This window comes from Vibrio bivalvicida, from assembly GCF_001399455.2.
GTDB lineage: Bacteria > Pseudomonadota > Gammaproteobacteria > Enterobacterales > Vibrionaceae > Vibrio > Vibrio bivalvicida.
Genome location: NZ_LLEI02000018.1, coordinates 38,683 through 62,569 on the forward strand (window position 1 = coordinate 38,683; position 23,887 = coordinate 62,569).

Here is a 23,887-nt window from a genome sequence, read left to right on the forward strand (position 1 = left end):
CTGAACTGTCTAAATTATAGGCACATTTTTCACTGGCAACTAAACTTACAGACGATGAATGTCCCAACTTGCGTATTTGATAGATGGAATTAGTGTCAATTTTAACCCTAGAAAACCTGATAGCCCTCGCCGTAGACTTTGGACTACTTATCCTTTTGGTGTGGTTCGTAATTTTGCTTTTGATTCTGCGCGAGTTTCGCCAGTTTGCTCGACAAGTGGTCAGCGGCCGCGATATGGACAGAAATACATACGAGCTATGCCAACAGTCTGTCGACAAAGCACTAAGCTATACCGCAGATAATAGCGATACTCTTAATGACCTGATTATTATTCAGCAAGCGCTAGAAAGTCAGGTATCTCAGATAAAAGCAGCCAAAGGTGAGCTTAGCGCACAAGAGCAAGAATCGATTGATGAGCTGAACCAAAAACTAAATAAATCTCATCGCCTGATAAAGAAATTGAAAGGTGATTTAGATAAAAGCGTTAAAGGTCTACGAAATGCCAAAAACCGCCTGCACAAACAAACTGATACCGTAGAAAGTTTACAGTTAGAAAAAGATCAACTAGAGAAACAATTTGAGCAGCTTGAGCAGGAATATATTCAAATCAGCGAGTCAGGGGGTACGGCAAACTTGGCCAAAGAATTCAAACAAGAAAAACAACAACTGCTTGACCAAATCGAAGAATACAAGCAGAAGCTAGCTTCACAAGGTGATACATCAGATTTAGCGGAAGAACTTGAAGCCTCTAAGCAACAGCTACACCATATGAGCAAAGAAAAAGATTTTGTTGAGAAGAAGTACTTGGAATTGTTGCAAGAAGCAGAACAAAAAAGTCAGTAGCTCACCGCCACTGACTTCCTATGCTATTTCACACACACCACATTCAGCAGTGAAGTGCCTTTAAGTTTGTTGGTTTTACCACTGGTAAACAGCCCTGATTTCTCTGCGCCCCAATACGGCAAATGCATCGGCCATTTATCTTTCTGCATCACGTTAGAGTCAAGCAGTGCTTTCCACTCGCTAGAGGTCGCTAAGCGCATATCCAAGCGATAACAAGTCTTATAGGCACCTTCATAGTTGAGCCTGTTCCAAGGTAGCTCGTGCTCCATATAAAACTGGTCGTCACTAAACATAGTATATGGCACCTTGTACTCGATACCAGACACCGTCGCCGTTAAGCGAATTGAAACATCAGATTGACGCTTTTTAGGCTCCTGAGCCATAGGCTTGATTGCTGTAGGCTCCGGCTTCGCTTTCACTAGTGCAGGAATCACAGTGGTCGATTGCTGCGACTTTGCAGCCGGCTTTGACTTAGGTTTAGGTTGTGGCTTAACCATTGCCTGCTTTACAGGAGCCCCTTTCACCACTTCTCGGACAAACGCTTCCTTGTAGCCGGGCTCACTTTTCACTTTCGCCAGCTCCGCATTTGCTTGAGCGAAACCTTTATATGGGCCAATCAGACAACGATAAGCTTTTGCTTCAGGCTTTGCCCAGACATCGGTCGATATGTGCTGGTAAAGCTTTTTAGCCTTTACAAGAGGTAGCGGCTTGCTAAACACACCACACTGAATCCAGAATGTTGACTCTTGGCCACGCGGCTGAGATTTACCCCATAGTCCTTTACCAATCGGGCACGACTTATCTAACAACGGCAACTCATTGGTTGATGCCTGAGTTGCATCGCATAAAAATTCTTCAGCAAGCGTTGGGGCTGACAAAGCGGGCAAGGCTAATGCTGCAGCAAGACTCCAACACTTCAAAAAAGTTTGATTAGGCTTTGAGGCCATATTGATATCCATACTCTATAAACTTAACTTCGAGTTTATCCATCTACGTGGATCACTATAGTGACTTTCTTGACGGTTCACTGCCCTGAAAATGAGAATGCAAAAAAAGAGCCGTAATTAATTACGGCTCTTAGTTTAGATAGGTTTTTATAATCAAATCTTAGGCTTGGATCACCCTTTGTAGATTTTTGGGTTAAATACGTCACGCAACCAGTCACCAAGTAAATTGATAACCAAGACTAAAGTCACCAGTACGATACCCGGGAATGCCGTAATCCACCATGCACCAGAGAAAATGTAGTTAAATCCAATGCTAATCAGTGCGCCCAAAGAAGGTTGGTCTACCGGGAGACCTAAACCTAGGAAAGAAAGTGCCGCCTCTGACATGATGGCATTTGCCACCTGTACGGTCGAAATCACCAAGATAGGCGATAAACAGTTTGGTAGGATGTGACGGAACATGATGCGCGGAGCTTTAAAGCCCATCACACGTGCCGCCTCTACGTACTCTTTCTTCTTCTCTGCCAACACTGAAGCACGAATTGTACGTGCATACTGCGGCCATTCAGCTACACCAATGATCACCACCAGCATGACGACCGCATACTGGCTGTAGAAATCACTACCAAAGCTGGCTTTAAAGATAGCCGAGACAATGATTGCCACCATCATGGTAGAGAACGATAACTGAACATCCGCGAAACGCATCAAGAAACTATCAATACGACCACCGAAGTAACCCGCCGAAAGACCAATCACAATCCCAAGCACTAGCTGTAGACCTACCGCTAGGAAACCAATAGTCAGAGATAGGCGCGAACCGTAGAGAATAGTCGACAGGATGTCACGACCTTGCTCGTCGGTCCCTAATAGGAAGTTCTCATCGCCATCTTCCATCCATGCCGGTGGAAGCTCTGAATCCATAATATCAATCGACGACAAATCGTATGGGTCAGTTGGTGAAAGGATTGGCGCGGCCAGAGCCATCACCAAGAACAACATAAACACGGTAAAACTGGTCATAGCCACTTTGTCGCGTTTAAAGTAATACAAGAAATCCGATTGTTTAAATCGCTCCCAACGTGAAGGAGCTGCTGCAGTTTGACTCATGGTTAAGCTCCTTTACCTGTTAAATTAACGGTCGGGTTAATGACACCGTATAGCAAATCAACAATCGTGTTGGTTACAACGAAAATCAGACCAACAAAGATGACGTAAGCGGTGATTAGCGGTGTATCAACACGGTTGATTGCTTCAAGGAAAAGGAAACCAGTTCCAGGCCATTGGAAGACAGTTTCAGTCAGAATTGTATAAGCGACCATGGTACCAATTTGAACACCACCAACGGTTAGTACAGGAAGCATTGTGTTTTTCAGAGCGTGCTGGTAATAGATTTTATTTAGAGCCAGGCCTTTCGCTTTACCAAATTTAATGTATTCCGAGCTAAGCACTTCAAGCATCTCTGAACGGACCAAGCGAATAAATAGTGGCAGCATGATAGAAGCGAGCGCAATGCAAGGTAAAACCAGGTGAGCTAAGCCATCTAAGGTGAAATAACCAGATTCCCAGCCAAGAAGATTGGCAGTCTCACCACGGCCATAAGATGGTAGCCAGCCCAACTCAATAGAGAACACATACATCAGCATGATTGCGGTTAAGAAAACCGGAATCGAAATCCCTATGCTACTGCCAGCCATGACAATTTTGGTAAATAAACTTTTTGGGTGAATGGCTGAGTAAACACCAAGGGGAATTGAGCAGAATACAATGATGAGCGTAGCGCCGAACACCAGTTCTAGCGTTGCCACCAATTTATCCAGAATCACTTCAACCGCAGGGCGCTTGAAGAAGTATGAAGTACCGAGATCACCTTGTAGCGCATTGCCTACAAAGCGAGTGTATTTTGTAATGAAGGGATCATTCAAACCTAGTTCGTCACGCAAAGCTTGGCGCTCTGATTCAGAAACCGATTGACCAACAAGCTCACGCAATGGGTCGCCGAGGTTATCCTGAATGGCAAACGCCACTAGACTGATCACAAACATCACTATCAGTGCCTGAAACAGGCGCTTGACCAGAAACGAAAACATTCCTTGCCCCTTTAACTTTCCATAGATTTCAGTCTGAAAAATGGCACTTAACCCGACTGAAACAAAGCTAAGCACCAAAAGTCGACCAAGTGCTCTGTTCAATGAGCACTTGGCCTAGCTCACTAGTGATTATTTAACCACTAGGTCACCAAAGTATGGGAAGTTCATACCGTTGATAATTGGACCAATCTCAACGTTACCTTTCGCTGCCCATGAAGGATCTTGCCAATGTAGAGGAACGAATGCCGCTTCATTGTATAGAATCTCTTCAACTTTCTTCAAAGAGGCACTACGTTTCTTAAGGTCAGTCATCTTGTTGGTGTCTTCAATTAGCTTATCGACTTCTGCGTTTGAGTAGTGACCACAGTTGTACTGGCCCTTACCGGTTTCAGCATTACGCGTCATTGCTAGGAACTCAGTGAAGTTACCTGAATCTTCTGTATCTGGGTGCCAGCCGATCATGAGCATGTCTGCTGCACACTTATCGAATTCAGGCCAGTACTGAGCTTTAGGCATTGTCTTAAGGTCAACCTTAATACCAATCTTAGATAGCATTGCCGCCGACGCTTGAGCAATCTTGTCATCGTTCACGTAACGGTTGTTTGGCGCCATCATAGTTAGCGTAAAGCCATTCTCGTAACCTGCTTCTTTCATCAAGGCTTTCGCTTTGTTAAGATCGTAGCGAGGTTTTAGAGCGTCATTAAAGCCTACAAAACCAACTGGGCTCTGCTGACCAGCCGCAGTTGCCGCACCCTTCATAACTTTCTTAGTAATACCTTCGTTATTGATTGCGTAAGTAATCGCTTGACGAACGCGAACATCTTTCAGAGCTGGGTTACTGTTCTGGTTCATTTGGAAGGTAATGACGCGCGTACCTGGCATAGTGTAAAGATCTACGCTGTCAGCTTTCTTGATACGTTTGTAGTCATTAGGTGCTACAGGGGCGATCATGTCTACATCACCAGAAAGAAGCGCAGCAACGCGAGTCGCGTCTTCTTTGATTGGTACTAGTGTTAGCTTGTCGACGTTACCGCCAGAAGCGTTACCCCAGTAATCATTGAAGCGTTCGAAAGTAACTTTTACACCTTGCTCACGTTGAGTGATGATGAAAGGACCAGTACCGGATACGTTAGTCGATGCGAAAGAGTTACCGTGCTTAACTAGCTCAGCTTTATCTTTGCCGTCTTCCGTTTTGCCCGAGTAGAACTTGCTGTCCATTGGGAATAAGTAAGTCATGACGTTTTCTACAAGTGGGTAAACGCCGTCAGTTTTTACTTCTACTTCGTATTCGCCAACTTTTGAAATCGAAACGATTGGGCCAAAGATACCTTTAAAGTCTGGTGAGTTCTTCAGACGGTCAAACGTCCAAACCACATCGTCAGCGGTTAGCGTGTTACCTGAGTGGAACTTAACGCCTTGGCGAATGTTGAAATGCATTGTTTCGCCGTCAATACGCTCCCAGGATTCCGCTAGACGAGGTTCAAATTCCATCTTCTGGTTAAAGCGAATCAGCGGGTCAAATACCATGTGAGACATTTGCAGTGTGCCGCCAGATAGCTGCTCATGCGGGTCAAGTGACACTGGGTCAGCGTCATAAGCTACGGTAATATCTGCTGCTGCTGCACCAAAGCTAAGGCCAGCTGCCATTAAAGCCACTGCTAGTTTGCTTTTCATGGTTTTCATTGCATAACTCCTTATGCGGGATTTTCTATCCCTAGTTGTTGTGTTTGCTTCTGTTTATTGCCCGTCAAAACGGGAAAGAATCACGACTTACGCCGTTTTTACTTCTTCTCTTAAGCCCGTAAATTCAGGCATTAAAGAAATCAGTTGTTTACTGTATTCGTGCTGAGGCGATCTAAATAGCTGCTCGGTAGGCGCCACTTCCAGTAGCGTCCCCATCTGCATCACTCCCACTCGGTCACACATCTGACGAATAACGGGTAAATCGTGACTGATAAACAGCATGGTTAGATTTAACTCATCTTGTAAATCTTTCAGCAGGTTAAGAATTTGCGCTTGTACCGATACATCCAGTGCTGAGGTCGGCTCATCACAAATCAGCAGACGCGGACGTGTTGCGAGTGCACGTGCAATCGAAATACGCTGACGCTGACCACCTGAAAACTCATGTGGGTATTTCACCCCTGCCATTTTGCCCAGACCAACGTGATCAAGTAGATCGTTCACGATCTGACGTGTTTCAGTTTCGCTATTGGTCAACTTATGGAATCGGATAGGTTCCGCGATGATGTCAAAGATTTTCATACGCGGGTTCATAGAAGTGTATGGGTTTTGGAACACCATCTGCATCTGGCGGCGTAGTGGGCGGCGCTCTTTCTCGGATTTCAAAGAAGTTAGGTCAATACCTTCAAACGTTACCTTGCCAGAGTTCGGTGTGTACAAGCCAGCTATCACTCGTGCAATGGTTGATTTACCAGAGCCCGACTCGCCTACCAAACCAAACGTCTCGCCTTCGAAGACTTCAAAACTAACATTGTTAGAAGCTTGAACATATTCGCGGCGACTTTCGAACAGAGAATCTTTAGTGATAAAGCGTAGATTGACGTTTTCTACGTTTAGAAGTGAACCGGTGTACTCTCGGTGATCTTGGCTTTGACCTAACCAGTGATTCTTAACATCAAGCGGCTCCATCTCATGCGCCTCCTCGATGTAACTCACTAATGGAAAACGAGCCAGCTTCATATCTGAACGCGGAACAGCAGAAATTAAGCTACGCGTGTATGAATGGTCAGGCTGACCAAGAACCTTAGCGGTAGGGCCAAATTCAACCAAATCACCGCGATACATTACCGCTACGCGATCCGTTACGTTAGAAACCACCCCCATATCGTGGGTGACCAGCATACAACCGACATTATTCTGGATACATAACTCTCGGATTAAGCTCAAAATTTGGTCTTGAATCGAAACGTCTAGCGCTGTGGTCGGTTCATCAGCGATGATCAGATCCGGTTCACCGGCCAGAGCAATAGCGATAACGACACGCTGGCGCATACCACCAGAAAACTGATGCGGATACTGCTTCAAGCGATTTTCTGGTTGAGGAATCCCAACCTGTTGCATTAAAGAGAGAGCCCGTTGATATGCCTGTTCATCAGATACCTTCATATTGGCATGAATGGTTTCTTTAAGTTGCTGTTCAACGGTAAAAAGTGGATTTAGAGAAGTCATTGGGTCTTGAAAAATAAACCCAATTTTAGAGCCTCGAACACTACGCATTTGCTCTGGCGTTAAACCAGAAATCTGCTTACCGTCTAGATAAACATCACCACTAGCAATGCGACCAGGAGGACTCAGCAAATCGATAACCGCATTACCAACGGTCGACTTACCTGCACCAGATTCGCCAACAACGCCGACGATCTCCCCACGTTCAATATTAAAGGAGAGTGATTTAACAGCGGCATGGATACCATGACGCGAAGGGTACTCTATTCGAAGATTTTTAACTTCTAAAAGTGACATTACCAGACCTCTACTGCTTCGGCAGCTTTCTGCCCTGTCTGAAAAGTGAATCCATTCGAGCCAGAATATCATTCTGGCAAATTACAAGGTCATCAATTTGGCAAAAAATTCACAGAAAAGCAACAAAGATAGGATAAAAAGTCGAGAACGGACAAAAAACAAGCAGCATAGCCAAATAAATATGCAATAGAGCTATATCATCCATTGGTCATACCTGCGCTAAAAACAGGTCACAGACCTGTTGAAACTTAACTTTTGGTTATTTTAAATGGCATTTAGTTATAACAAGGAAAAGAATAATCATTCATCAAAAACACTCCTACTAATATTAACAACTTTAAAACATTAGTCTGAATATTTTCTTAATATCAGTTTTTTTATCCAATTTTCTTTATTTGTATGGAATTAAAGCAAAACAAGAATGAGTTGAACTGAATCTATTATCTGCGATTTTTTATTGCCTTACTAAAGCTAGTTAATGCTTAAGTATAAGGACGGGATGCGGGATGCGCAGCGTTCTGTAAGGCGCAGCTCGTTCCTAAATGCAAAAAGCCTCGTCATTTCTGACGAGGCTTTTTAATAGTGGTCGGTGAAGAGCCATTTTTTGAACATCAGGCGAACCCCACTTTGGGTTCTAATCAAATGTACAGTTCTCAAGATGTAAAAAAGCCCTAGTCTTTCGACTAGGGCTTCAATAGTGGTCGGTGAAGAGGGATTCGAACCCCCGACCCTCTGGTCCCAAACCAGATGCGCTACCAAGCTGCGCTATTCACCGAAATCAATGGGGTGGCTAACGAGATTCGAACTCGCGACCACCGGAATCACAATCCAGGGCTCTACCAACTGAGCTATAGCCACCACAGATTTTTTTGTATAACTGCCAGAGCAATTATTGAAATAGTGGTCGGTGAAGAGGGATTCGAACCCCCGACCCTCTGGTCCCAAACCAGATGCGCTACCAAGCTGCGCTATTCACCGACGAATTTTTTTTTACTTGGTTACGTTAATAGAGGGTCTACCCTCTGCTACCGCTTATTCCAAGTGCCGATATGCGCTACAAACAACGCTATTCACCGACTTATGTTTTGTCCCGATTTTCATCCGAACAGGAAACCTAGGTTACCTTAATAAATGGGGTGGCTAACGGGACTTGAACCCGCGACAACTGGAATCACAATCCAGGGCTCTACCAACTGAGCTATAGCCACCACTGTAATTTTTACCGATATACCTTTAGGCGAATGGCACGCCCGAAAGGATTCGAACCTTCGACCTTTGGCTCCGGAGGCCAACGCTCTATCCAACTGAGCTACGGGCGCATGCCCTATCGGCGGAGTGGAATAATACGTATATCACACTATGTCGTCTAGTACTTTTTCAACTTTTTTTATCGTTTGGTGCCTTTTTCGGCAATTAAAGTGTGATAAACCCCTATTTCCCATTAGATACCCCCCTGAAAGCGGGTAACTTGTTGTTTATTGCAACAAGTTTACAGGATATAATCACCCATTATTTACATTGATTTAACAGCTGGCCATGCTTTTTGGCAGGGCATAACTGTTGGTCAAGCCACACTCTAATAATGGGTAAGCACGCACTTACCTTCAGGAATGTAAAGTGAGTTTAATGGATATGTCTCGAAAAATGTTAACCGCTTTGGTCGCTGCGATCACTTTTTCTAGCACCGCTTTTGCAGCGAATGTAAGCCAAGAAGAATATGATGCAATTGCAGAACGTATTAAGCCTGTTGGTGACGTTTACCTAGCAGGAGCAGAACCCGTGAAAGCAGAACCAACAGGCCCTCGCGATGGAGCAGCTGTGTACGGTACTTTCTGTATTGCGTGTCACGCGTCTGGTGTCAGCGGCGCACCTAAAACGGGTGATGCTGGCGACTGGGCTCCGCGTATTGCACAAGGCCACGATGTGCTAAAAGATCATGCTATCAACGGCTTTAATGCAATGCCGGCGAAAGGTTCATGTATGGACTGTTCTGATGATGAAATCGTCGCAGCTATCGACCATATGATCGAAGGCCTATAGAATTACCCTCTATATAGATATAGAAAAGGCTTGGTTTTCACCAAGCCTTTTTAGTCTCTGTCAGCTGAACCCAATTACTTCTTGTTGAACATAGACCTTAGATTAGCAATATGTGCTTGGCCTTTCGCCATTCGTTCCTCTTGGGTAACAGGCTTCTTTACTTGCTCCCATTCTACATCGTCAAATGGCAGCTCATCGAGAAAACGACTTTGTGTCGGTTTAATTAACTCTCCAAACTGACGACGCTCTTTACACATAGTAAAGGTAAGCTCACGTTGCGCACGAGTGATCCCTACATACATTAAACGGCGTTCTTCTTCAACGTTCTCTTCATCAATGCTGGTTTGGTGCGGAAGAATTCCCTCTTCGGAGCCAATCAGGTAGACGTATGGGAACTCCAAACCTTTAGAGGCGTGCAGTGTCATTAATTGAACTGCGTCGCTATCATCATCTTCTTCGCCTCGCTCCATCATATCGCGCAGAGTCAGACGCTGAACTACTTCTTTTATACTCTTTTCTTCTTGGTCATAGTTGTCTCCTTCAAGGTCCGCCACAATCCAAGAGTAGAGATCTGACACGTTCTTCATCCGCATTTCTGCCGCTTTGGGACTAGCAGAGGTTTCGTATAACCAGTCTTCATAGTTGATATCACGCACTAGCGAACGCACCGCTTCAACGGTATCACCACGCTCTGCTTGGTCGGCAATTTTAACTAGCCAAGCAGTGAAGCGACGCAAATTCTCTAACCCACGTCCACTCAATGACTGCTCCAAGCCTAGCTCAAAACTGGCTTCAAATAAGCTTTTGCCACGCATATTGGCGTAACTGCCGAGTTTTTCTAATGTTACTGGGCCAATTTCACGTCTTGGTGTGTTAACAATACGCAGAAATGCGTTGTCATCATCTGGGTTAACCAAGACACGCAAATACGCCATGATGTCTTTGATCTCAGCGCGAGCAAAGAACGAGGTGCCCCCAGATAACTTATATGGCACCCGGTTTTGCATTAAAGACTTTTCAATCAAGCGCGATTGGTGGTTACCACGATACAAAACCGCATAATCTTTATATTCAGTGCGATTAAGGAATTTGTGCGCAATAAGCTCACCAGTAACTCGCTCAGCTTCATGCTCTTCATTTTTTGCCAGCAGAACTTTGAGCTTTTCACCATCAGGAATTTCTGAGAACAGGGACTTCTCATACACGTGTGGGTTATTCGCAATAAGGATATTGGCAGCGCGCAGAATTCGACTGGTTGAGCGATAGTTTTGCTCAAGCTTTATCAAGCGCAAGTTTGGGTAATCCTCACCCAGCAACACCAAGTTTTGCGGCTTTGCCCCACGCCAAGAGTAGATTGACTGGTCATCATCCCCTACTACGGTTAATCGGCCTCGTTCGCCGACAATCAGTTTAACCAGATCGTATTGGCTGGTATTGGTATCTTGGTATTCATCGACCAACAGGTAGCGAATTCGATTTTGCCAACGCTGACGAACTTCCTCGTTAGTACGCAGTAGAAGAACAGGTAATGAGATCAAATCATCGAAGTCGAGAGCGTTATAGGCTTTCATTTGCTTCTGGTACATCTCAAAACAGAAGGCAAACAACTGTTGCTGCTCTCCCTTCGCCTGCGCTTTGGCTTGCTCAGGAGTGAGCATGTCGTTTTTCCAGTTAGAAATCGTACTGAGCAACTGACGCAGTAGATCTTTATCACCATCGAGCTGTTTTTCTGTCAGCTCTTTAAGCAGCGCCATCTGGTCTTGATCATCAAACAGTGAAAATCCAGATTTTAGACCTAATGATTTGTATTCACGCTTGATGATATTAAGGCCCAAAGTATGGAAGGTAGAGACCATTAGCCCCTTTGATTCATTTTTACCTAATGTCTGGCCGACGCGCTCTTTCATTTCACGCGCCGCTTTATTGGTAAACGTCACTGCCGCGATATTACGCGCTTTATAACCGCACTGCTGAACCAGATAAGCAATTTTATTGGTGATAACACGCGTTTTACCAGACCCTGCTCCAGCGAGAACCAAACAAGGGCCAGATACATATTTAACTGCTTCATCTTGATTGGGGTTCAGCTTCATGATCATCTCAGCGGTAGGAAAAATGTGGCGCATATAATAATAGTGCAACAGACAGATTGCTATGTTTATAGCCAAGACAACGACAGCTAAATGTTTCTCAACAAGTGTGAATAACAACTTTTTTCATAAATCATTCGATAGTTTGTTGCATATTTGATGACTTCTTGGGCTATAATGAATGAACGTTCATTCACCAACCTACTATATGTAGATTGTCTGGTTCTCGTTTTATGGTAGATAAAAGACAACAGATCATAGATGCCGCAGAAAAACTGATTGCAGAATCAGGCTTTCAAGGTCTCTCGATGCATAAGTTGGCCAAGGAAGCTGGGGTCGCAGCAGGAACGATATATCGCTACTTCTCTGATAAAGAAGATTTACTGCAACAAGTTCGACTAGCGGTCATCCAACGCAATGCTGAAGTCATTCAGGATGGTGTTGAAGACTTTATGCCGTTAAGAGAACGATTTCGCAAAATGTGGTTAAACATTTTCGATCTCTCGGGGTCAAACATCGGCAACTTAAAGAATCGTGCTCAGTACGACTCTTTACCTTGCGTCCGAAGCCATGAGACCAAAGAGATCGAACGCAAGATGTTTAGCAAAGTGGATCAACTCTTCACTGAAGGGCGAGAACAAGGGATATTTAAACCCCTAGAAAACCCAGTGCTGGCTGCACTTAGTTTAGAAGTCAGTGTCACTCTGGCACGTAAGCAATCTCTCGGATATTACCAACTTGATCAAGACGCCATTGACGCAGCGATCGAAGCAAGTTGGGATGCGATTATAAAACACTAATTTGGAGTTCTAATAAGAATGAAAAAGTGGATTTTAATGCTATCAATTGTCGTCGTACTATTTGGTAGTGTATTTGGATATCGAGTCTATGATATGCAACAAAAAATGAAAAAGTTTGCAAATATGCCTGAGCAATCTTTTCCTGTAACAACAACTAAGGTAGAGACAGTTGACTGGATACCTGTCATTGAAGCGATCGGTTTCATCGAGCCAAACCAAGGTGTGACTGTTGCCAATGAAACAAGCGGCGTGATCGACAAGATTGCTTTCGAATCGGGAACTCAGGTTGAAGAAGGACAGCCTTTAGTAATGCTTGATTCTGACGTAGAAAAAGCAAACCTAAAAAGCTCGCAAGCTAAACTTCCTGCTGCCGAGGCCAAGTACAAGCGCTACCAGGGTCTGTACAAAAAAGGTTCTGTTTCAAAAGAAAAGTATGATCAAGCCGAAGCCGATTATTTTTCTCTTCAAGCAGATATTGAAAGCCTGAAAGCATCCATTGACCGCCGTGAAATAAAAGCACCATTCGCAGGCGTAGTTGGTATTCGTAATGTATACCTAGGCCAATACCTGCAATCAGGCACGGACATTGTGCGCTTAGAAGATACTAGCGTCATGCGCCTGCGCTTCACTGTGCCACAAACTGATATCTCGCGCATCTCGCTTGATCAGGAAGTCGATATCTTTGTTGATGCTTACCCAGAGAAACCATTTAAAGGTTCTATCTCTGCAATCGAGCCAGCGGTTAATATTCAAAGTGGTCTGATTCAGGTACAAGCCGATATCCCGAACAGTGACGGTAAGTTGCGTAGCGGTATGTTTGCACGTGCAAATATCATCCTACCTAAACTAGAGAACCAAGTAACGCTGCCTCAAACGGCAATCACTTTCACTCTATACGGTGACAACGTGTACATCATTAGCGAAGAGAATGGTGAGAAGCGCGTTAAGCAACAAGTGGTTAAAGTTGGCGAACGTACTAAAGATATCGCTCACATCCTTGACGGTGTTAAAGCAGGTGATGTTGTGGTGACTTCTGGTCAGGTTCGTTTAAGTAACGACGCTAAAGTTCGTGTAGTAGAAAGCGATGCAACTACTCCACCAGCTGAAACACCAATGCTGTAATTGGAGGCCTCATGCGCTTTACTGATGTTTTTATTAAACGTCCAGTTTTGGCGGTATCGATCAGTTTCTTGATCGCCCTGCTTGGTCTCCAAGCGGTGTTCAAGATGCAGGTTCGTGAATACCCTGAAATGACGAATACAGTAGTAACGGTTAGTACCAGTTACTACGGTGCCAGTGCCGATTTGATCCAAGGCTTTATTACCCAGCCACTGGAGCAAGCCGTCGCACAGGCTGATAATATCGATTATATGACTTCATCTTCTGTTCTTGGTAGTTCAACAATTACCGTCAATATGAAGTTAAATACCGATCCAAATGCGGCGCTGTCTGACATTCTGGCCAAGACAAACTCGGTTCGCTCTCAACTTCCCAAAGAAGCAGAAGACCCGACCGTAACCATGTCGACAGGTTCTACGACAGCAGTGCTCTACATTGGCTTCACCAGTGATGAGCTATCATCAAGCCAAATTACCGATTACCTAGAACGTGTCATCAACCCACAGCTATTCACTGTTAACGGTGTATCTAAAGTTGATCTCTACGGTGGTATGAAATACGCACTGCGTATTTGGCTAGATCCTGCCAAAATGGCCGCGTTAGGCTTAACCGCAACCGACGTAATGAATGTGCTTAATGCCAACAACTACCAGTCAGCAACTGGTCAGGCAGTGGGAGAGTTCGTACTTTATAACGGCAGCGCAGATACTCAGGTATCTAATGTAGAAGAGCTGTCTAATCTAGTCGTTAATACTGACGAAGGTAACGTCACTCGTTTAAGTGATATTGCCAAAGTATCACTTGAGAAGAGCCATGACATTTACCGCGCAAGTGCCAACGGTCAGGAAGCAGTCGTTGCGGCTATCAATGCAGCGCCGAGCGCCAACCCAATCAATATTGCAGCCGATGTACTTGATTTGCTACCTCAGCTAGAGAGAAACCTGCCAAGCACCATCAAGATGAACGTGATGTACGACTCAACGATAGCAATCAACGAGTCGATTAACGAAGTAGTCAAAACGATTGTTGAAGCAGCACTGATCGTACTGGTGGTTATTACCCTATTCCTAGGTTCATTCCGTGCGGTAATCATCCCAATCGTTACTATCCCACTGTCACTGATTGGTGTGGCAATGGTAATGCAAGCGATGGGCTTCTCATGGAATCTTATGACGCTACTGGCAATGGTACTGGCCATCGGCCTAGTAGTTGATGATGCGATCGTGGTACTAGAAAACGTCGACCGTCACATCAAACTGGGTGAGTCCCCGTTCCGCGCGGCGATTATCGGTACTCGAGAAATCGCAGTTCCTGTTATCGCGATGACACTAACGCTGGGTGCGGTATATGCACCAATTGCACTGATGGGTGGTATCACTGGTGCGCTATTTAAAGAGTTCGCCTTAACCCTCGCAGGTTCGGTATTTGTATCAGGTATTGTGGCACTGACTCTTTCGCCTATGATGTGTTCGAAAATGCTAAAAGCAAATGCACAACCAAGTAAATTCGAGCAAAAAGTACATAGTGTTCTTGATGGCATGACCGAACGATATGCGAAAGTTCTTGGTGCAGTAATGCAAAACAGACCTGTCGTTATAGTGTTCGCCTTGATTGTTTGCTCTACCTTACCGCTATTATTCAAGTTCATTCCAAGTGAGCTGGCACCATCGGAAGATAAAGGCGTAATCATGCTACTGGGGACCGCACCATCAAACGCAAACTTGGACTTCATGCAAAACACCATGAATGACGTCAACAAGATCCTGTCTGACCAGCCAGAAGTAGCCTATGCGCAGGTGTTTACTGGTGTGCCAAACTCAAACCAAGCATTTGGTATTGCCTCTATGGTGCCTTGGAGTGAGCGAGAAGCTAGTCAGTCTGAAGTGGCAAACCGTGTAAAAGGACTAGTCAGTGATGTTCCAGGTATGGCAGTCACTGCATTCCAGATGCCAGAACTTCCGGGGGCAGGTTCAGGTCTGCCAATCCAGTTCGTTATCACCACACCAAATGCATTTGAAAGTCTGTTTGCAGTAACGACAGATATTCTTGCAGAGGTGCAGTCTAGTCCACAGTTTGTATACTCAGACCTTGATTTGAATTATGACTCTGCGACGATGAAAATCAGCATCGACAAAGATAAAGCAGGAGCTTATGGTGTAACCATGCAAGATATCGGTATTACACTAAGTACCATGATGGCAGATGGTTACGTCAATCGAATCGATTTAAGTGGTCGTTCGTACGAAGTGATCCCTCAGGTAGAGCGTAAGTGGCGCCTAAATCCAGAGTCGATGAACAACTACTATGTAAAAGCGGCTGATGGTAAAGCAGTACCGCTTGGTAGCTTAATTACCATTGATGTCGTAGCAGAGCCTCGCTCACTGCCTCACTTCAACCAGCTAAACTCAGCCACTATTGGTGCAGTACCAACACCGGGAATAGCTATGGGAGATGCGATCGCTTGGTTTGAAAACATTGCAGCAAGCAAACTGCCAAGCGGTTACAACCATGACTACATGGGCGAATCCCGTCAGTACGTAACTGAAGGTAGCGCGCTATACGCAACGTTCGGCTTGGCACTGGCGATCATCTTCTTGGTATTGGCAATTCAGTTCGAGTCATTGAAAGATCCACTGGTTATCATGGTATCTGTGCCATTGGCTATATGTGGCGCTCTTGTCGCTTTAGCTTGGGGGGTACCATGGGGCTTAACCTCAATGAACATCTACTCTCAGGTAGGTCTGATTACTCTGGTTGGTCTTATCACCAAACACGGTATCTTGATCTGTGAAGTAGCAAAAGAAGAGCAGCTACATAACAAGCTAGGCAAGACTGAAGCGGTAATGGAAGCGGCAAAAGTTCGTCTTCGCCCTATCCTGATGACAACAGCCGCGATGATTGCTGGTCTTATCCCGCTGATGTACGCAACTGGTGCAGGTGCAGCTCAGCGCTTTAGTATCGGTATCGTAATCGTTGCTGGTCTAGCAATTGGTACTATCTTTACACTATTCGTACTGCCTGTGATTTACAGCTACCTAGCTGAAAAACATAAGCCTCTACCTGTGTTTGTCGAAGATAAAGACTTGGAAAAGCTAGCACGTGTTGATGAAGCGAAAGCCGCTCAGCGTGAGCTAGCAGAGAACAAGTAATCTGTAACTCCTGTTAAAGGCCACTTCGGTGGCCTTTTTTATACCTGCCACTTGAGTACCTATCCGGCTCAGTAGCTGATTAACTATTTATTCTGATTGGTACAACAGCTTCGAATTTTTGCTATCGAAGTAGCGACTTTCATGTATCAATTACATAGAATGAGCACAAATAGAAAGGAGTTTTAGTCACCATGTTTGACCCAAAGAAACTAGAGCAAATCGCTAAACAAATTCATGACTCAATGCCAACACCAGTAAAAGAGCTGGGTGCAGACGTTGACCAAAAAGTTCGCCAAGTAATTCAAGGCCAACTAAACAAATTAGACGTAGTCAGCCGCGAAGAGTTTGATGTTCAGACTCAAGTCCTACTGCGCACTCGTCAAAAGCTAACAGAGATGGAAAAGAAACTAGCAGATTTAGAACAGAAGCTGGCGGATAAGTAAGCTGAAAAGCGAGATAACCCTAGGGGCTGACGTGAAAACGTCGGCCCTTTTTGTATGCGAATGCTTTGGGAGGAAGATAGAGGGGGGTAGACTGTTACAACTCTTTGTTTTTTATTACTGTCATCCTAAAGAGCCAAAAACGAGAGAGTTGGGGCTCTCATACAGTGAGCGAAGAACCGTTAGAGATTCCCTACTCCTTCCTTCGTCAGTCTATGGAATGACGGTTTATCTCTCGAAGGGTATAAAACTCTGCCCAAAAACAAAAAGGCTTGGTCAACGGAGACCAAGCCTTTTAATTAGAATGTTGTGTTTAATTTTGTATTTATCACCCCAGTCTGCCTGGAGTTCTTTACCAACCTAGGTTAGTGAATGTCGCAGTAATTTAATATTCACAGCTAAGAGCTTAAGTTCGCGGAGGTAACACGGAGTTTGCGCGAGCAAATGAGTATTACCGACAAAGAAATTAAGCTCCTTAGCGAAGAAGATTAGCCGCCTACCGCGATGTTCTTCATATCTGTCATATACCCACGTAGCTCTTCACCAATGTACTCAACTGGGTGGTTACGGATAGTATCGTTTACTGCGATTAGCGTTGCGTTATCTACTTGGTTAGATGTTTCACCTAGGCCTTTACCGATTACATCAGTACCTACTGAAGGCATGAACTTCTCACGCAGTAGCGGCGTTGCTACGTTAGCGAATAGGTAGTTACCGTATTCTGCTGTGTCTGAGATTACTACGTTCATTTCGTATAGACGCTTACGTGCTACTGTGTTTGCGATTAGCGGTAGCTCGTGTAGTGACTCGTAGTACGCTGACTCATCGATGATGCCTGATGCTGTCATTGCTTCGAATGCTAGTTCAACACCTGCACGAACCATTGCTACTAGTAGGATACCGTTATCGAAGTACTCTTGCTCAGAGATTTCAACGTCGCCTGCTGGGTAATTTTCAAATGCAGTTTCGCCTGTCTCTTCACGCCAGCCTAGTAGGTTTGCGTCATCGTTAGCCCAGTCAGCCATCATAGTGCGAGAGAACTCACCAGTGATAATGTCATCCATGTGCTTGTTGTAAAGCGGACGCATTAACTCTTTTAGCTCTTCAGACAGCTCGAATGCTTTGATTTTCGCTGGGTTTGATAGACGATCCATCATGTGCGTGATGCCACCGAATTTCAGTGCTTCTGTGATAGTTTCCCAACCATACTGAAGTAGCTTACCTGCGTAGCTTGGGTCGATGCCGTCAGCGATCATCTTCTCGTAAGATACGATTGAACCTGCTTGTAGCATGCCACATAGGATAGTTTGCTCACCCATTAGGTCAGATTTAACTTCTGCAACGAATGAAGACTCTAAACAACCTGCGCGGTGACCACCTGTACCTGCTGCCCATGCTTTCGCGATGTCCCAGCCTTCGCCTTTAGGGTCGTTTTCTGGGTGAACAGCGATCAGTGTCGGTACACCGAAACCACGCTTGTACTCTTCACGGACTTCAGTACCTGGACATTTAGGTGCAACCATAACAACTGTTAAGTCTTTACGGATTTGCATGCCTTCTTCAACCACGTTGAAGCCGTGTGAGTAACCTAGTGCAGCGCCTTGCTTCATTAGCGGCATTACCGTTTCTACAACGTTAGTGTGCTGCTTGTCTGGAGTAAGGTTGATGACTAGATCAGCTTCAGGGATTAGCGTTTCGTAGCTTGCTACTTCAAAACCGTTCTCTTTTGCGTTCTTGTATGACTGACGCTGCTCGTCAATCGCTGCCTGACGTAATGCGTACGCTACGTTTAAGCCAGAATCACGCATGTTTAGACCTTGGTTTAGGCCCTGAGCACCACAACCAACGATAACGACTTTCTTACCTTTCAGGTAGTCCGCTTCTGTTACGAATTCGCTGCGGTCCATGAAACGACAACGACCTAGTTGGTCTAGCTGCTCACGTAGGTTTAAAGTGTTGAAATAGTTAGCCATCAGGGCGCTCCTTTATAGAATTTTTCCGTTGAGGTCGGTCGATTTTGTACCGAATGAGTTCATACTAAAACAGGTATTTAATTGCTTAAAGTGATATATTCACAATTAGTAATTGCAATTAATGCAACAAGGATGTGACCATTTCATGAACATTAAGTGTCTACAGTTGTTCATTCATCTGTGTGATAGTAAGAGCTTCGCTAAGACAGCTTCAGCGATGCATATCAGCCCATCAGCACTGAGTCGACAAATACAAAAACTCGAAAGCGATACTGGTCAGGCACTGTTTGTGCGAGACAATCGCAGCGTTGAACTTACCCCAGCAGCAAAGAAACTTCTGCCTGTAGCATTGAACATTCTTGGTGAGTGGCAAAACTACAACGCCCAACTCAAGGGCCATGAAGAAGAACTGAAAGGTGAAATTCGTCTCTTTTGCTCGGTAACGGCCAGCTACAGCCATCTACCCGAACTACTGTCTGAATTTAGACTTCAACACCCTTTTATTGAGTTTAAGCTTTCAACTGGAGACCCAGCTCAGGCAATTAACAAGGTGCTGAGTGATGAAGCGGATATCGCGATTTCTGCCCAACCCGAGCAACTGCCCGCTCGAATCGAGTTTGAAACGATTAGTGAAATTCCTCTCTCTGTAATTGCCCCCATCGGGGTAAGTAATTTTGCCATGGAGCTGCAAAAAGAGAAGCCGGATTGGTCAACAATTCCGTTTATTGTTCCTGAATCAGGTACCGCCCGAGACCGTGCCAATGCTTGGTTCAAGGCGATGAAGATTAAGCCTAATATCTACGCGCAAGTGTCAGGTCACGAAGCGATTGTCAGTATGGTTGCACTTGGCTGCGGCGTGGGAATCGCCCCAGATGTGGTGATCAATAATAGCCCAGTTAAAGAAAAAATCGAGCGCTTAAAAGTCGCTTCAATAAAACCCTTTAAACTCGGCGTGTGCTGCAAACGCTCGCAGCTTGATAACCCACTGGTCAAAGCACTGTGGGAAATGGCTCACGATACCTATATCGCGCCCTAACTATAAACGCAGATACAACAAAGCCACCGCTTTTTCAGATCGAAAGAATAACGGTGGCTTTTGCATTTAAAGTAGTTTTCTAGATAGTTGGAGTCACAGCTAGGCGTCGAATAACCTTATTCCCATGAGCATAGTCCGCGATGTGATTGGGACGGCCGGCGCTCCGGGGAGGTTGTGAAGACAACGACGCTGTGGCTTCAAATATGACGAAAACTTAAATGACTCGGGAAAACTGCTGCTGACGCGCCTTAGCCCTTAAATACTTATCGAAACACATGCAGATGTTACGGATCAGTAGGCGACCACGCAGTGTGACGCGAATTTCTTTGTCATCCACTTCCACCAGTTCATCATTGATAAACGTCTGTAGTAGCTGCAAGTCTTCTTTAAAGTAGTCATTAAAAGTCACCTTAAACTCAGACTCAATCATGGTCTTATCAAGTTTAAAGTTACAGATAAGCTGTTTAATAACTTCACGACGAAGTAAGTCATCACTATCAAGGGCTACCCCCTTCCATAGAGCATGACGCAGGTCGTTCACTTGCGCGTAGTACTTCTTCAGCTCTTTTTGGTTTTGCGCGTAAGCATCGCCAATCATAGAGATCGCTGACACACCGAAGCCCACTAAGTCCGCTTCGCCTTGAGTGGTGTAACCTTGGAAGTTTCGGTGAAGCACACCATTACGCTGAGCAACCGCAAGCTCATCATCTGGCTGAGCAAAGTGATCCATACCGATAAACTGATACCCTGCACCAGTCAGTGTCGAGATAGTATCTTGCAGGATCGCCATCTTCTCTTCTGCTACGGGTAGGTCTTCATCTTTAATCTTGCGCTGCGCTGCAAATAGCTGTGGCATGTGCGCATAGTTAAAGATAGACAAGCGGCCTGGCTGCATTTGTAAAACCTGAGCTAAGGTTTCGGCAAAACGTGCTTGAGTCTGTTTCGGCAAGCCGTAGATCAGATCTAAGTTAGTCGAACGGAAGCCAAGTTGTTTGGCACGCTCAACCATCGCAAAGATGAATTCTTCATCCTGCTCACGGTTAACCAGCTTTTGAACTTCTTTATTGAAGTCTTGCACACCAATACTTAGGCGATTAAATCCTTCACTTCGCAAGTGGTCGAGCACATCGAGTTCGATTTCGCGCGGGTCAACTTCGATACTAATTTCAGCGTCACCTTCGAAATTAAACTCATCACGCAGAATATTCATCACTCGGCTTATTTGTGCCTTGGTCAGGAATGTCGGCGTACCGCCACCGAAATGCAGCTGTGTCACTTTACGCCCTTGAAGCAATGCCGCTCGAGTACGAACCTCTAGCTCTAATACATCCAAGTACTCATCAGCCTTATGGGCATGACGTGTAATAACCTTATTGCAGCCACAGTAGTAACAAAGCTTGTGGCAGAAAGGGATATGGATATAAAGAGAAAGCGGTCTGTCTGGGTACTGAGTGCACGCCATATCGTAGTCCGCTACCGTGAATGCTTCATGAAACTCCAAAGCGGTTGGGTATGAGGTATACCGAGGACCCGAATAGTTGTATTTATCCAGGATGGCTTGATCCCAGACTATTTGCTGGCTTGCGACGACATGCTGCGACATGATGGTATTTCCGTTTGGGCTATAATGCTTCGTTTGGCTACACGAGCCATTATTGTTAGCAGGCTATTTTGCCACACCTCGATATCACTGGTTGTGGGACAGGCTGCTTTTTGAGTAGCAATACTCAGAATTGATAACTCGATCACTCCCTCTAAAGGGTAGTCGAAGGAGCTATAAAACCAATCTAGACCATTTGGATGTTGATCTGATTGTTGAGAGGTTGAACCTTTTTCTGCAGGCGTTTCAGCTCTTCAACGATGGCTTCCTGAAGGCGAGACTCTGCTTTATGGCGCTCAAGGTTTTGCTTCATGCGCTCTTTTTTCGCTAGCGTTTGACGCTCTTCACCACGAGCCATATCTTTGACAATATGGAACAGCTCTGAAGTCGCCGGAAACTCCTTTTCAAAATCAACACGCTCTTCACCTTGGACATAATCCATGATGTTGTAGAGGCGGATGCTAATTTCCGACAAGTCACACTGCTCTTGGATACCCGCTAAGCAAAGAACATTGACGCTTTCAAAGATATTGGCATTGCGCTTTTCAATTGCCAGCTTTTGGTGCTGCAATTGCAATTCCTTTTGCTTCTTGAGCTGGAGCAGAAGGTAACCTGCGTATGATGCTAGGCCGAGAATAATGGCTCCACCTAAAATGGCTAACAAGGTTACATTCATGAGGCTCGATTATCCTTTAAATTGGTTCAAGTCTAAGTCTTCGAATTGAGAGAGTAGCTCATCATCTGAATCAGCTTTCTTGCTCGGTTTTTTCTTTGCTACTGGTTGCTCGACAACTTGCTCTTCAAGTTCTTCTTCAGGCTCTTCTTCGTAGATACCTAGCTGTTTCATTAGTGCTTCGATACGCGCTAGTTTCTCATCTACGTATTTCTGCAAACCATCGCCTAAGTTATCGCCATTATCAAGACGATCAAGCAATACGTTAAGTTGCGCATCACTTTCTAGCATCGCTAGCTCTTTCTCTGCATTGATACGGCGCTCAGCCTTAGTTGACTTCTTCACTGCTTCAGCCACTAGAGGGATCTTCTTTTTGCTGCCTAAACGCGGATCACGCTTTTGGCCTGCCGTCTGTTGCTTCTGATCTTTTGCTTCAGAGTGACGACCACCAGTCTTCAGACCTTTGCGCTTTTTGTCTTTCTTACGTAGACGTCCTTCAACGTCTGATTGAGTGCGGTTGCGAACAACGATAACGTCGCTATTGCCACCGGATCTTGCTTTCTTACTACGGCTCATTACTGGGCTTTCCTCAGTAAAATTACATCATTACCAATAAATTCAAGCTTGAGCTGATCCCGCTCTGCCAAATAGTGAAACGTTTTACGACTAAAGAACACCACATGGGTCTGATCGTTTTTATAATGCCATGAGGCAAACGCTTCAACATCAATGACCATCTTGGTCATAAGACCAATCCAGCCACCTGGCTTAACTAAATTCAACCATTGCTGCCACACCTTATTCGGTTCATAGAGGTGCTCTATCACCTCTGTGGCAGTTATAAAGTCATACGATTTTTCTAACACCGAAACTTCAGGGTGATAATAGATATCGTATAATTTCATGGTGTGTCCTTGCTCTTGCAACATCAATGACAATGTTGGACCAGGTCCACAACCAAAATCTAACCCATGAGAGTTTGGTTCAATACGCTCTAATATGGGGTCAACCACCCGAGATAAAAAGCGTCGATACCCTTGATCATTTGGGTCATTCTCATGCAAATCGTAGTGGGCTTTCTCTTGTTTTGCATCCAATCGCTGATCTGGATTAACAAACACAAGCTCACATTGCAGGCACTGTAAATACTCTCGACGTTTGTCTTGGTAGTAGCGCTGAGTCTCCAAGCTTTGACAAAGGGGGCAACTATGCATATTGGGTGCGTTTAACATATCCTCAAACGGGATGCGAAACATACCAGAAACTGGCGTTAGAGTGGAGCACTATTGTGCAAATAATCATCACTTCATAAAAAATAGCAATAAAAAAAGCGATAGAGTTACCTATCGCTTTCTAAATGCCTTGCGGCCAAACTGTGTTGCACTGATTTCAGTGCACCAATATTCCATTTGTTTTTAGTGCTTTCCCTGCCAAAAGTGTTGTTTGCCACCATCCTGGTGAATTTTGGCCTTCCATTAACTTCCTGATGCCTGGGCTAGTCCTTAGCCTGATCCGTTTCACTGTCTTAAACCATTAGACAAGTCGACCATCCCTATCAAGTAGGTTTCCTACCTACCCTGTATCCTTTCTATAACTACCAAG

Annotated in this window: 18 protein-coding genes and 5 tRNA genes; 7 read left to right on the forward strand and 16 right to left on the reverse strand. The window is 44.9% G+C overall.

Features of this window, described 5'->3' with window-relative positions:
- The first annotated feature begins 83 nt into the window (after positions 1 to 83).
- On the forward strand, positions 84 to 842 hold the full coding sequence (locus APB76_RS04085) for a hypothetical protein (RefSeq protein ID WP_049846379.1): 759 nt from the start codon (positions 84 to 86) through the stop codon (positions 840 to 842).
- Positions 843 to 865: 23 nt separating this feature from the next.
- Here APB76_RS04085 and APB76_RS04090 read toward each other — a convergent pair whose 3' ends face one another.
- From APB76_RS04090 to APB76_RS04135, 10 genes are all read right to left on the reverse strand, one after another.
- Complete coding sequence (locus APB76_RS04090; RefSeq protein ID WP_054963155.1) at positions 866 to 1,789, reverse strand: SPOR domain-containing protein; 924 nt, start codon at positions 1,787 to 1,789, stop codon at positions 866 to 868.
- 171 nt (positions 1,790 to 1,960) lie between these two features.
- Positions 1,961 to 2,899, reverse strand: coding sequence for an ABC transporter permease (locus tag APB76_RS04095; RefSeq protein WP_049846377.1), 939 nt, complete (start codon positions 2,897 to 2,899; stop codon positions 1,961 to 1,963).
- Positions 2,900 to 2,901: 2 nt separating this feature from the next.
- On the reverse strand, positions 2,902 to 3,879 hold the full coding sequence (locus APB76_RS04100; protein WP_049846376.1) for an ABC transporter permease: 978 nt from the start codon (positions 3,877 to 3,879) through the stop codon (positions 2,902 to 2,904).
- A gap of 129 nt (positions 3,880 to 4,008) precedes the next feature.
- A complete protein-coding gene (locus APB76_RS04105) occupies positions 4,009 to 5,562 on the reverse strand; it encodes an ABC transporter substrate-binding protein (protein WP_054963156.1) in 1,554 nt (517 codons plus the stop codon).
- An 87-nt stretch (positions 5,563 to 5,649) separates the two neighbouring features.
- Positions 5,650 to 7,365 (reverse strand): dipeptide ABC transporter ATP-binding protein, encoded by a 1,716-nt coding sequence (locus tag APB76_RS04110; protein ID WP_049846374.1) that lies wholly within the window; start codon positions 7,363 to 7,365, stop codon positions 5,650 to 5,652.
- Positions 7,366 to 8,063: 698 nt separating this feature from the next.
- Positions 8,064 to 8,140: transfer RNA gene (locus tag APB76_RS04115), tRNA-Pro, on the reverse strand.
- Positions 8,141 to 8,147: 7 nt separating this feature from the next.
- Positions 8,148 to 8,223: transfer RNA gene (locus tag APB76_RS04120), tRNA-His, on the reverse strand.
- 43 nt (positions 8,224 to 8,266) lie between these two features.
- Positions 8,267 to 8,343, reverse strand: a tRNA-Pro gene (locus APB76_RS04125).
- Between the two features lie 154 nt (positions 8,344 to 8,497).
- Positions 8,498 to 8,573 (reverse strand) — tRNA-His (locus tag APB76_RS04130).
- Between the two features lie 34 nt (positions 8,574 to 8,607).
- Positions 8,608 to 8,684, reverse strand: a tRNA-Arg gene (locus APB76_RS04135).
- Positions 8,685 to 8,991: 307 nt separating this feature from the next.
- Between APB76_RS04135 and APB76_RS04140 the strand changes: the two genes are divergently transcribed.
- Positions 8,992 to 9,405, forward strand: coding sequence for a c-type cytochrome (locus tag APB76_RS04140; RefSeq protein ID WP_054963157.1), 414 nt, complete (start codon positions 8,992 to 8,994; stop codon positions 9,403 to 9,405).
- 74 nt (positions 9,406 to 9,479) lie between these two features.
- Here the strand turns inward: APB76_RS04140 and rep are convergent, their stop codons facing one another.
- Positions 9,480 to 11,498 (reverse strand): DNA helicase Rep, encoded by a 2,019-nt coding sequence (gene rep, locus APB76_RS04145; protein ID WP_054963184.1) that lies wholly within the window; start codon positions 11,496 to 11,498, stop codon positions 9,480 to 9,482.
- A gap of 230 nt (positions 11,499 to 11,728) precedes the next feature.
- Between rep and APB76_RS04150 the strand changes: the two genes are divergently transcribed.
- The 4 genes from APB76_RS04150 to ubiK all read left to right on the forward strand — a co-directional run bounded on the left by APB76_RS04150 (position 11,729) and on the right by ubiK (position 17,006).
- The gene (locus tag APB76_RS04150; RefSeq protein WP_054963158.1) at positions 11,729 to 12,295 is read left to right on the forward strand and encodes a TetR/AcrR family transcriptional regulator; all 567 of its coding nucleotides are present in this window, start codon (positions 11,729 to 11,731) and stop codon (positions 12,293 to 12,295) included.
- Positions 12,296 to 12,313: 18 nt separating this feature from the next.
- Complete coding sequence (locus APB76_RS04155) at positions 12,314 to 13,417, forward strand: efflux RND transporter periplasmic adaptor subunit (RefSeq protein WP_054963159.1); 1,104 nt, start codon at positions 12,314 to 12,316, stop codon at positions 13,415 to 13,417.
- A gap of 11 nt (positions 13,418 to 13,428) precedes the next feature.
- A complete protein-coding gene (locus APB76_RS04160; RefSeq protein WP_054963160.1) occupies positions 13,429 to 16,563 on the forward strand; it encodes a multidrug efflux RND transporter permease subunit in 3,135 nt (1,044 codons plus the stop codon).
- Between the two features lie 191 nt (positions 16,564 to 16,754).
- Positions 16,755 to 17,006 (forward strand): ubiquinone biosynthesis accessory factor UbiK, encoded by a 252-nt coding sequence (gene ubiK, locus APB76_RS04165; protein WP_054963161.1) that lies wholly within the window; start codon positions 16,755 to 16,757, stop codon positions 17,004 to 17,006.
- Between the two features lie 485 nt (positions 17,007 to 17,491).
- Here ubiK and ilvC read toward each other — a convergent pair whose 3' ends face one another.
- Complete coding sequence (gene ilvC, locus APB76_RS04170; RefSeq protein WP_054963162.1) at positions 17,492 to 18,976, reverse strand: ketol-acid reductoisomerase; 1,485 nt, start codon at positions 18,974 to 18,976, stop codon at positions 17,492 to 17,494.
- 145 nt (positions 18,977 to 19,121) lie between these two features.
- Here ilvC and ilvY point away from each other — a divergent pair, with 145 nt between their 5' ends.
- Positions 19,122 to 20,012, forward strand: a complete 891-nt coding sequence (gene ilvY / locus APB76_RS04175; protein WP_054963163.1) for an HTH-type transcriptional activator IlvY — start codon at positions 19,122 to 19,124, stop codon at positions 20,010 to 20,012.
- A 214-nt stretch (positions 20,013 to 20,226) separates the two neighbouring features.
- Here the strand turns inward: ilvY and hemN are convergent, their stop codons facing one another.
- The 4 genes from hemN to APB76_RS04195 form a co-directional block, all read right to left on the reverse strand.
- Positions 20,227 to 21,615 carry an oxygen-independent coproporphyrinogen III oxidase gene (gene hemN, locus APB76_RS04180; RefSeq protein WP_049846365.1) on the reverse strand — a complete coding sequence of 463 codons (1,389 nt, stop codon included), beginning with the start codon at positions 21,613 to 21,615 and terminating at the stop codon, positions 20,227 to 20,229.
- Between the two features lie 184 nt (positions 21,616 to 21,799).
- Positions 21,800 to 22,288, reverse strand: a complete 489-nt coding sequence (locus tag APB76_RS04185; protein WP_054963164.1) for a DUF2489 domain-containing protein — start codon at positions 22,286 to 22,288, stop codon at positions 21,800 to 21,802.
- A gap of 9 nt (positions 22,289 to 22,297) precedes the next feature.
- The gene (gene yihI / locus APB76_RS04190; protein ID WP_054963165.1) at positions 22,298 to 22,861 is read right to left on the reverse strand and encodes a Der GTPase-activating protein YihI; all 564 of its coding nucleotides are present in this window, start codon (positions 22,859 to 22,861) and stop codon (positions 22,298 to 22,300) included.
- On the reverse strand, positions 22,861 to 23,499 hold the full coding sequence (locus APB76_RS04195; RefSeq protein WP_049846416.1) for a class I SAM-dependent methyltransferase: 639 nt from the start codon (positions 23,497 to 23,499) through the stop codon (positions 22,861 to 22,863). The genes yihI and APB76_RS04195 overlap by 1 nt, the downstream gene beginning before the upstream one ends.
- Positions 23,500 to 23,887 lie beyond the last annotated feature (388 nt).

Excerpts from the sequence above, each read along its gene's own strand:
- APB76_RS04140 (WP_054963157.1), top strand. The coding sequence starts at position 8,992 with ATGGATATGTCTCGAAAAATGTTAACCGCTTTGGTCGCTGCGATCACT.
- APB76_RS04105 (WP_054963156.1), bottom strand. The coding sequence starts at position 5,562 with ATGAAAACCATGAAAAGCAAACTAGCAGTGGCTTTAATGGCAGCTGGC.
- APB76_RS04095 (WP_049846377.1), bottom strand. The coding sequence starts at position 2,899 with ATGAGTCAAACTGCAGCAGCTCCTTCACGTTGGGAGCGATTTAAACAA.
- APB76_RS04185 (WP_054963164.1), bottom strand. The coding sequence starts at position 22,288 with ATGAATGTAACCTTGTTAGCCATTTTAGGTGGAGCCATTATTCTCGGC.
- ubiK (WP_054963161.1), top strand. The coding sequence starts at position 16,755 with ATGTTTGACCCAAAGAAACTAGAGCAAATCGCTAAACAAATTCATGAC.
- ilvY (WP_054963163.1), top strand. The coding sequence starts at position 19,122 with ATGAACATTAAGTGTCTACAGTTGTTCATTCATCTGTGTGATAGTAAG.
- APB76_RS04160 (WP_054963160.1), top strand. The coding sequence starts at position 13,429 with ATGCGCTTTACTGATGTTTTTATTAAACGTCCAGTTTTGGCGGTATCG.
- APB76_RS04195 (WP_049846416.1), bottom strand. The coding sequence starts at position 23,499 with ATGCATAGTTGCCCCCTTTGTCAAAGCTTGGAGACTCAGCGCTACTAC.
- rep (WP_054963184.1), bottom strand. The coding sequence starts at position 11,498 with ATGAAGCTGAACCCCAATCAAGATGAAGCAGTTAAATATGTATCTGGC.
- APB76_RS04090 (WP_054963155.1), bottom strand. The coding sequence starts at position 1,789 with ATGGCCTCAAAGCCTAATCAAACTTTTTTGAAGTGTTGGAGTCTTGCT.
- APB76_RS04155 (WP_054963159.1), top strand. The coding sequence starts at position 12,314 with ATGAAAAAGTGGATTTTAATGCTATCAATTGTCGTCGTACTATTTGGT.
- yihI (WP_054963165.1), bottom strand. The coding sequence starts at position 22,861 with ATGAGCCGTAGTAAGAAAGCAAGATCCGGTGGCAATAGCGACGTTATC.
- ilvC (WP_054963162.1), bottom strand. The coding sequence starts at position 18,976 with ATGGCTAACTATTTCAACACTTTAAACCTACGTGAGCAGCTAGACCAA.
- APB76_RS04085 (WP_049846379.1), top strand. The coding sequence starts at position 84 with ATGGAATTAGTGTCAATTTTAACCCTAGAAAACCTGATAGCCCTCGCC.
- hemN (WP_049846365.1), bottom strand. The coding sequence starts at position 21,615 with ATGTCGCAGCATGTCGTCGCAAGCCAGCAAATAGTCTGGGATCAAGCC.
- APB76_RS04150 (WP_054963158.1), top strand. The coding sequence starts at position 11,729 with ATGGTAGATAAAAGACAACAGATCATAGATGCCGCAGAAAAACTGATT.
- APB76_RS04110 (WP_049846374.1), bottom strand. The coding sequence starts at position 7,365 with ATGTCACTTTTAGAAGTTAAAAATCTTCGAATAGAGTACCCTTCGCGT.
- APB76_RS04100 (WP_049846376.1), bottom strand. The coding sequence starts at position 3,879 with ATGTTTTCGTTTCTGGTCAAGCGCCTGTTTCAGGCACTGATAGTGATG.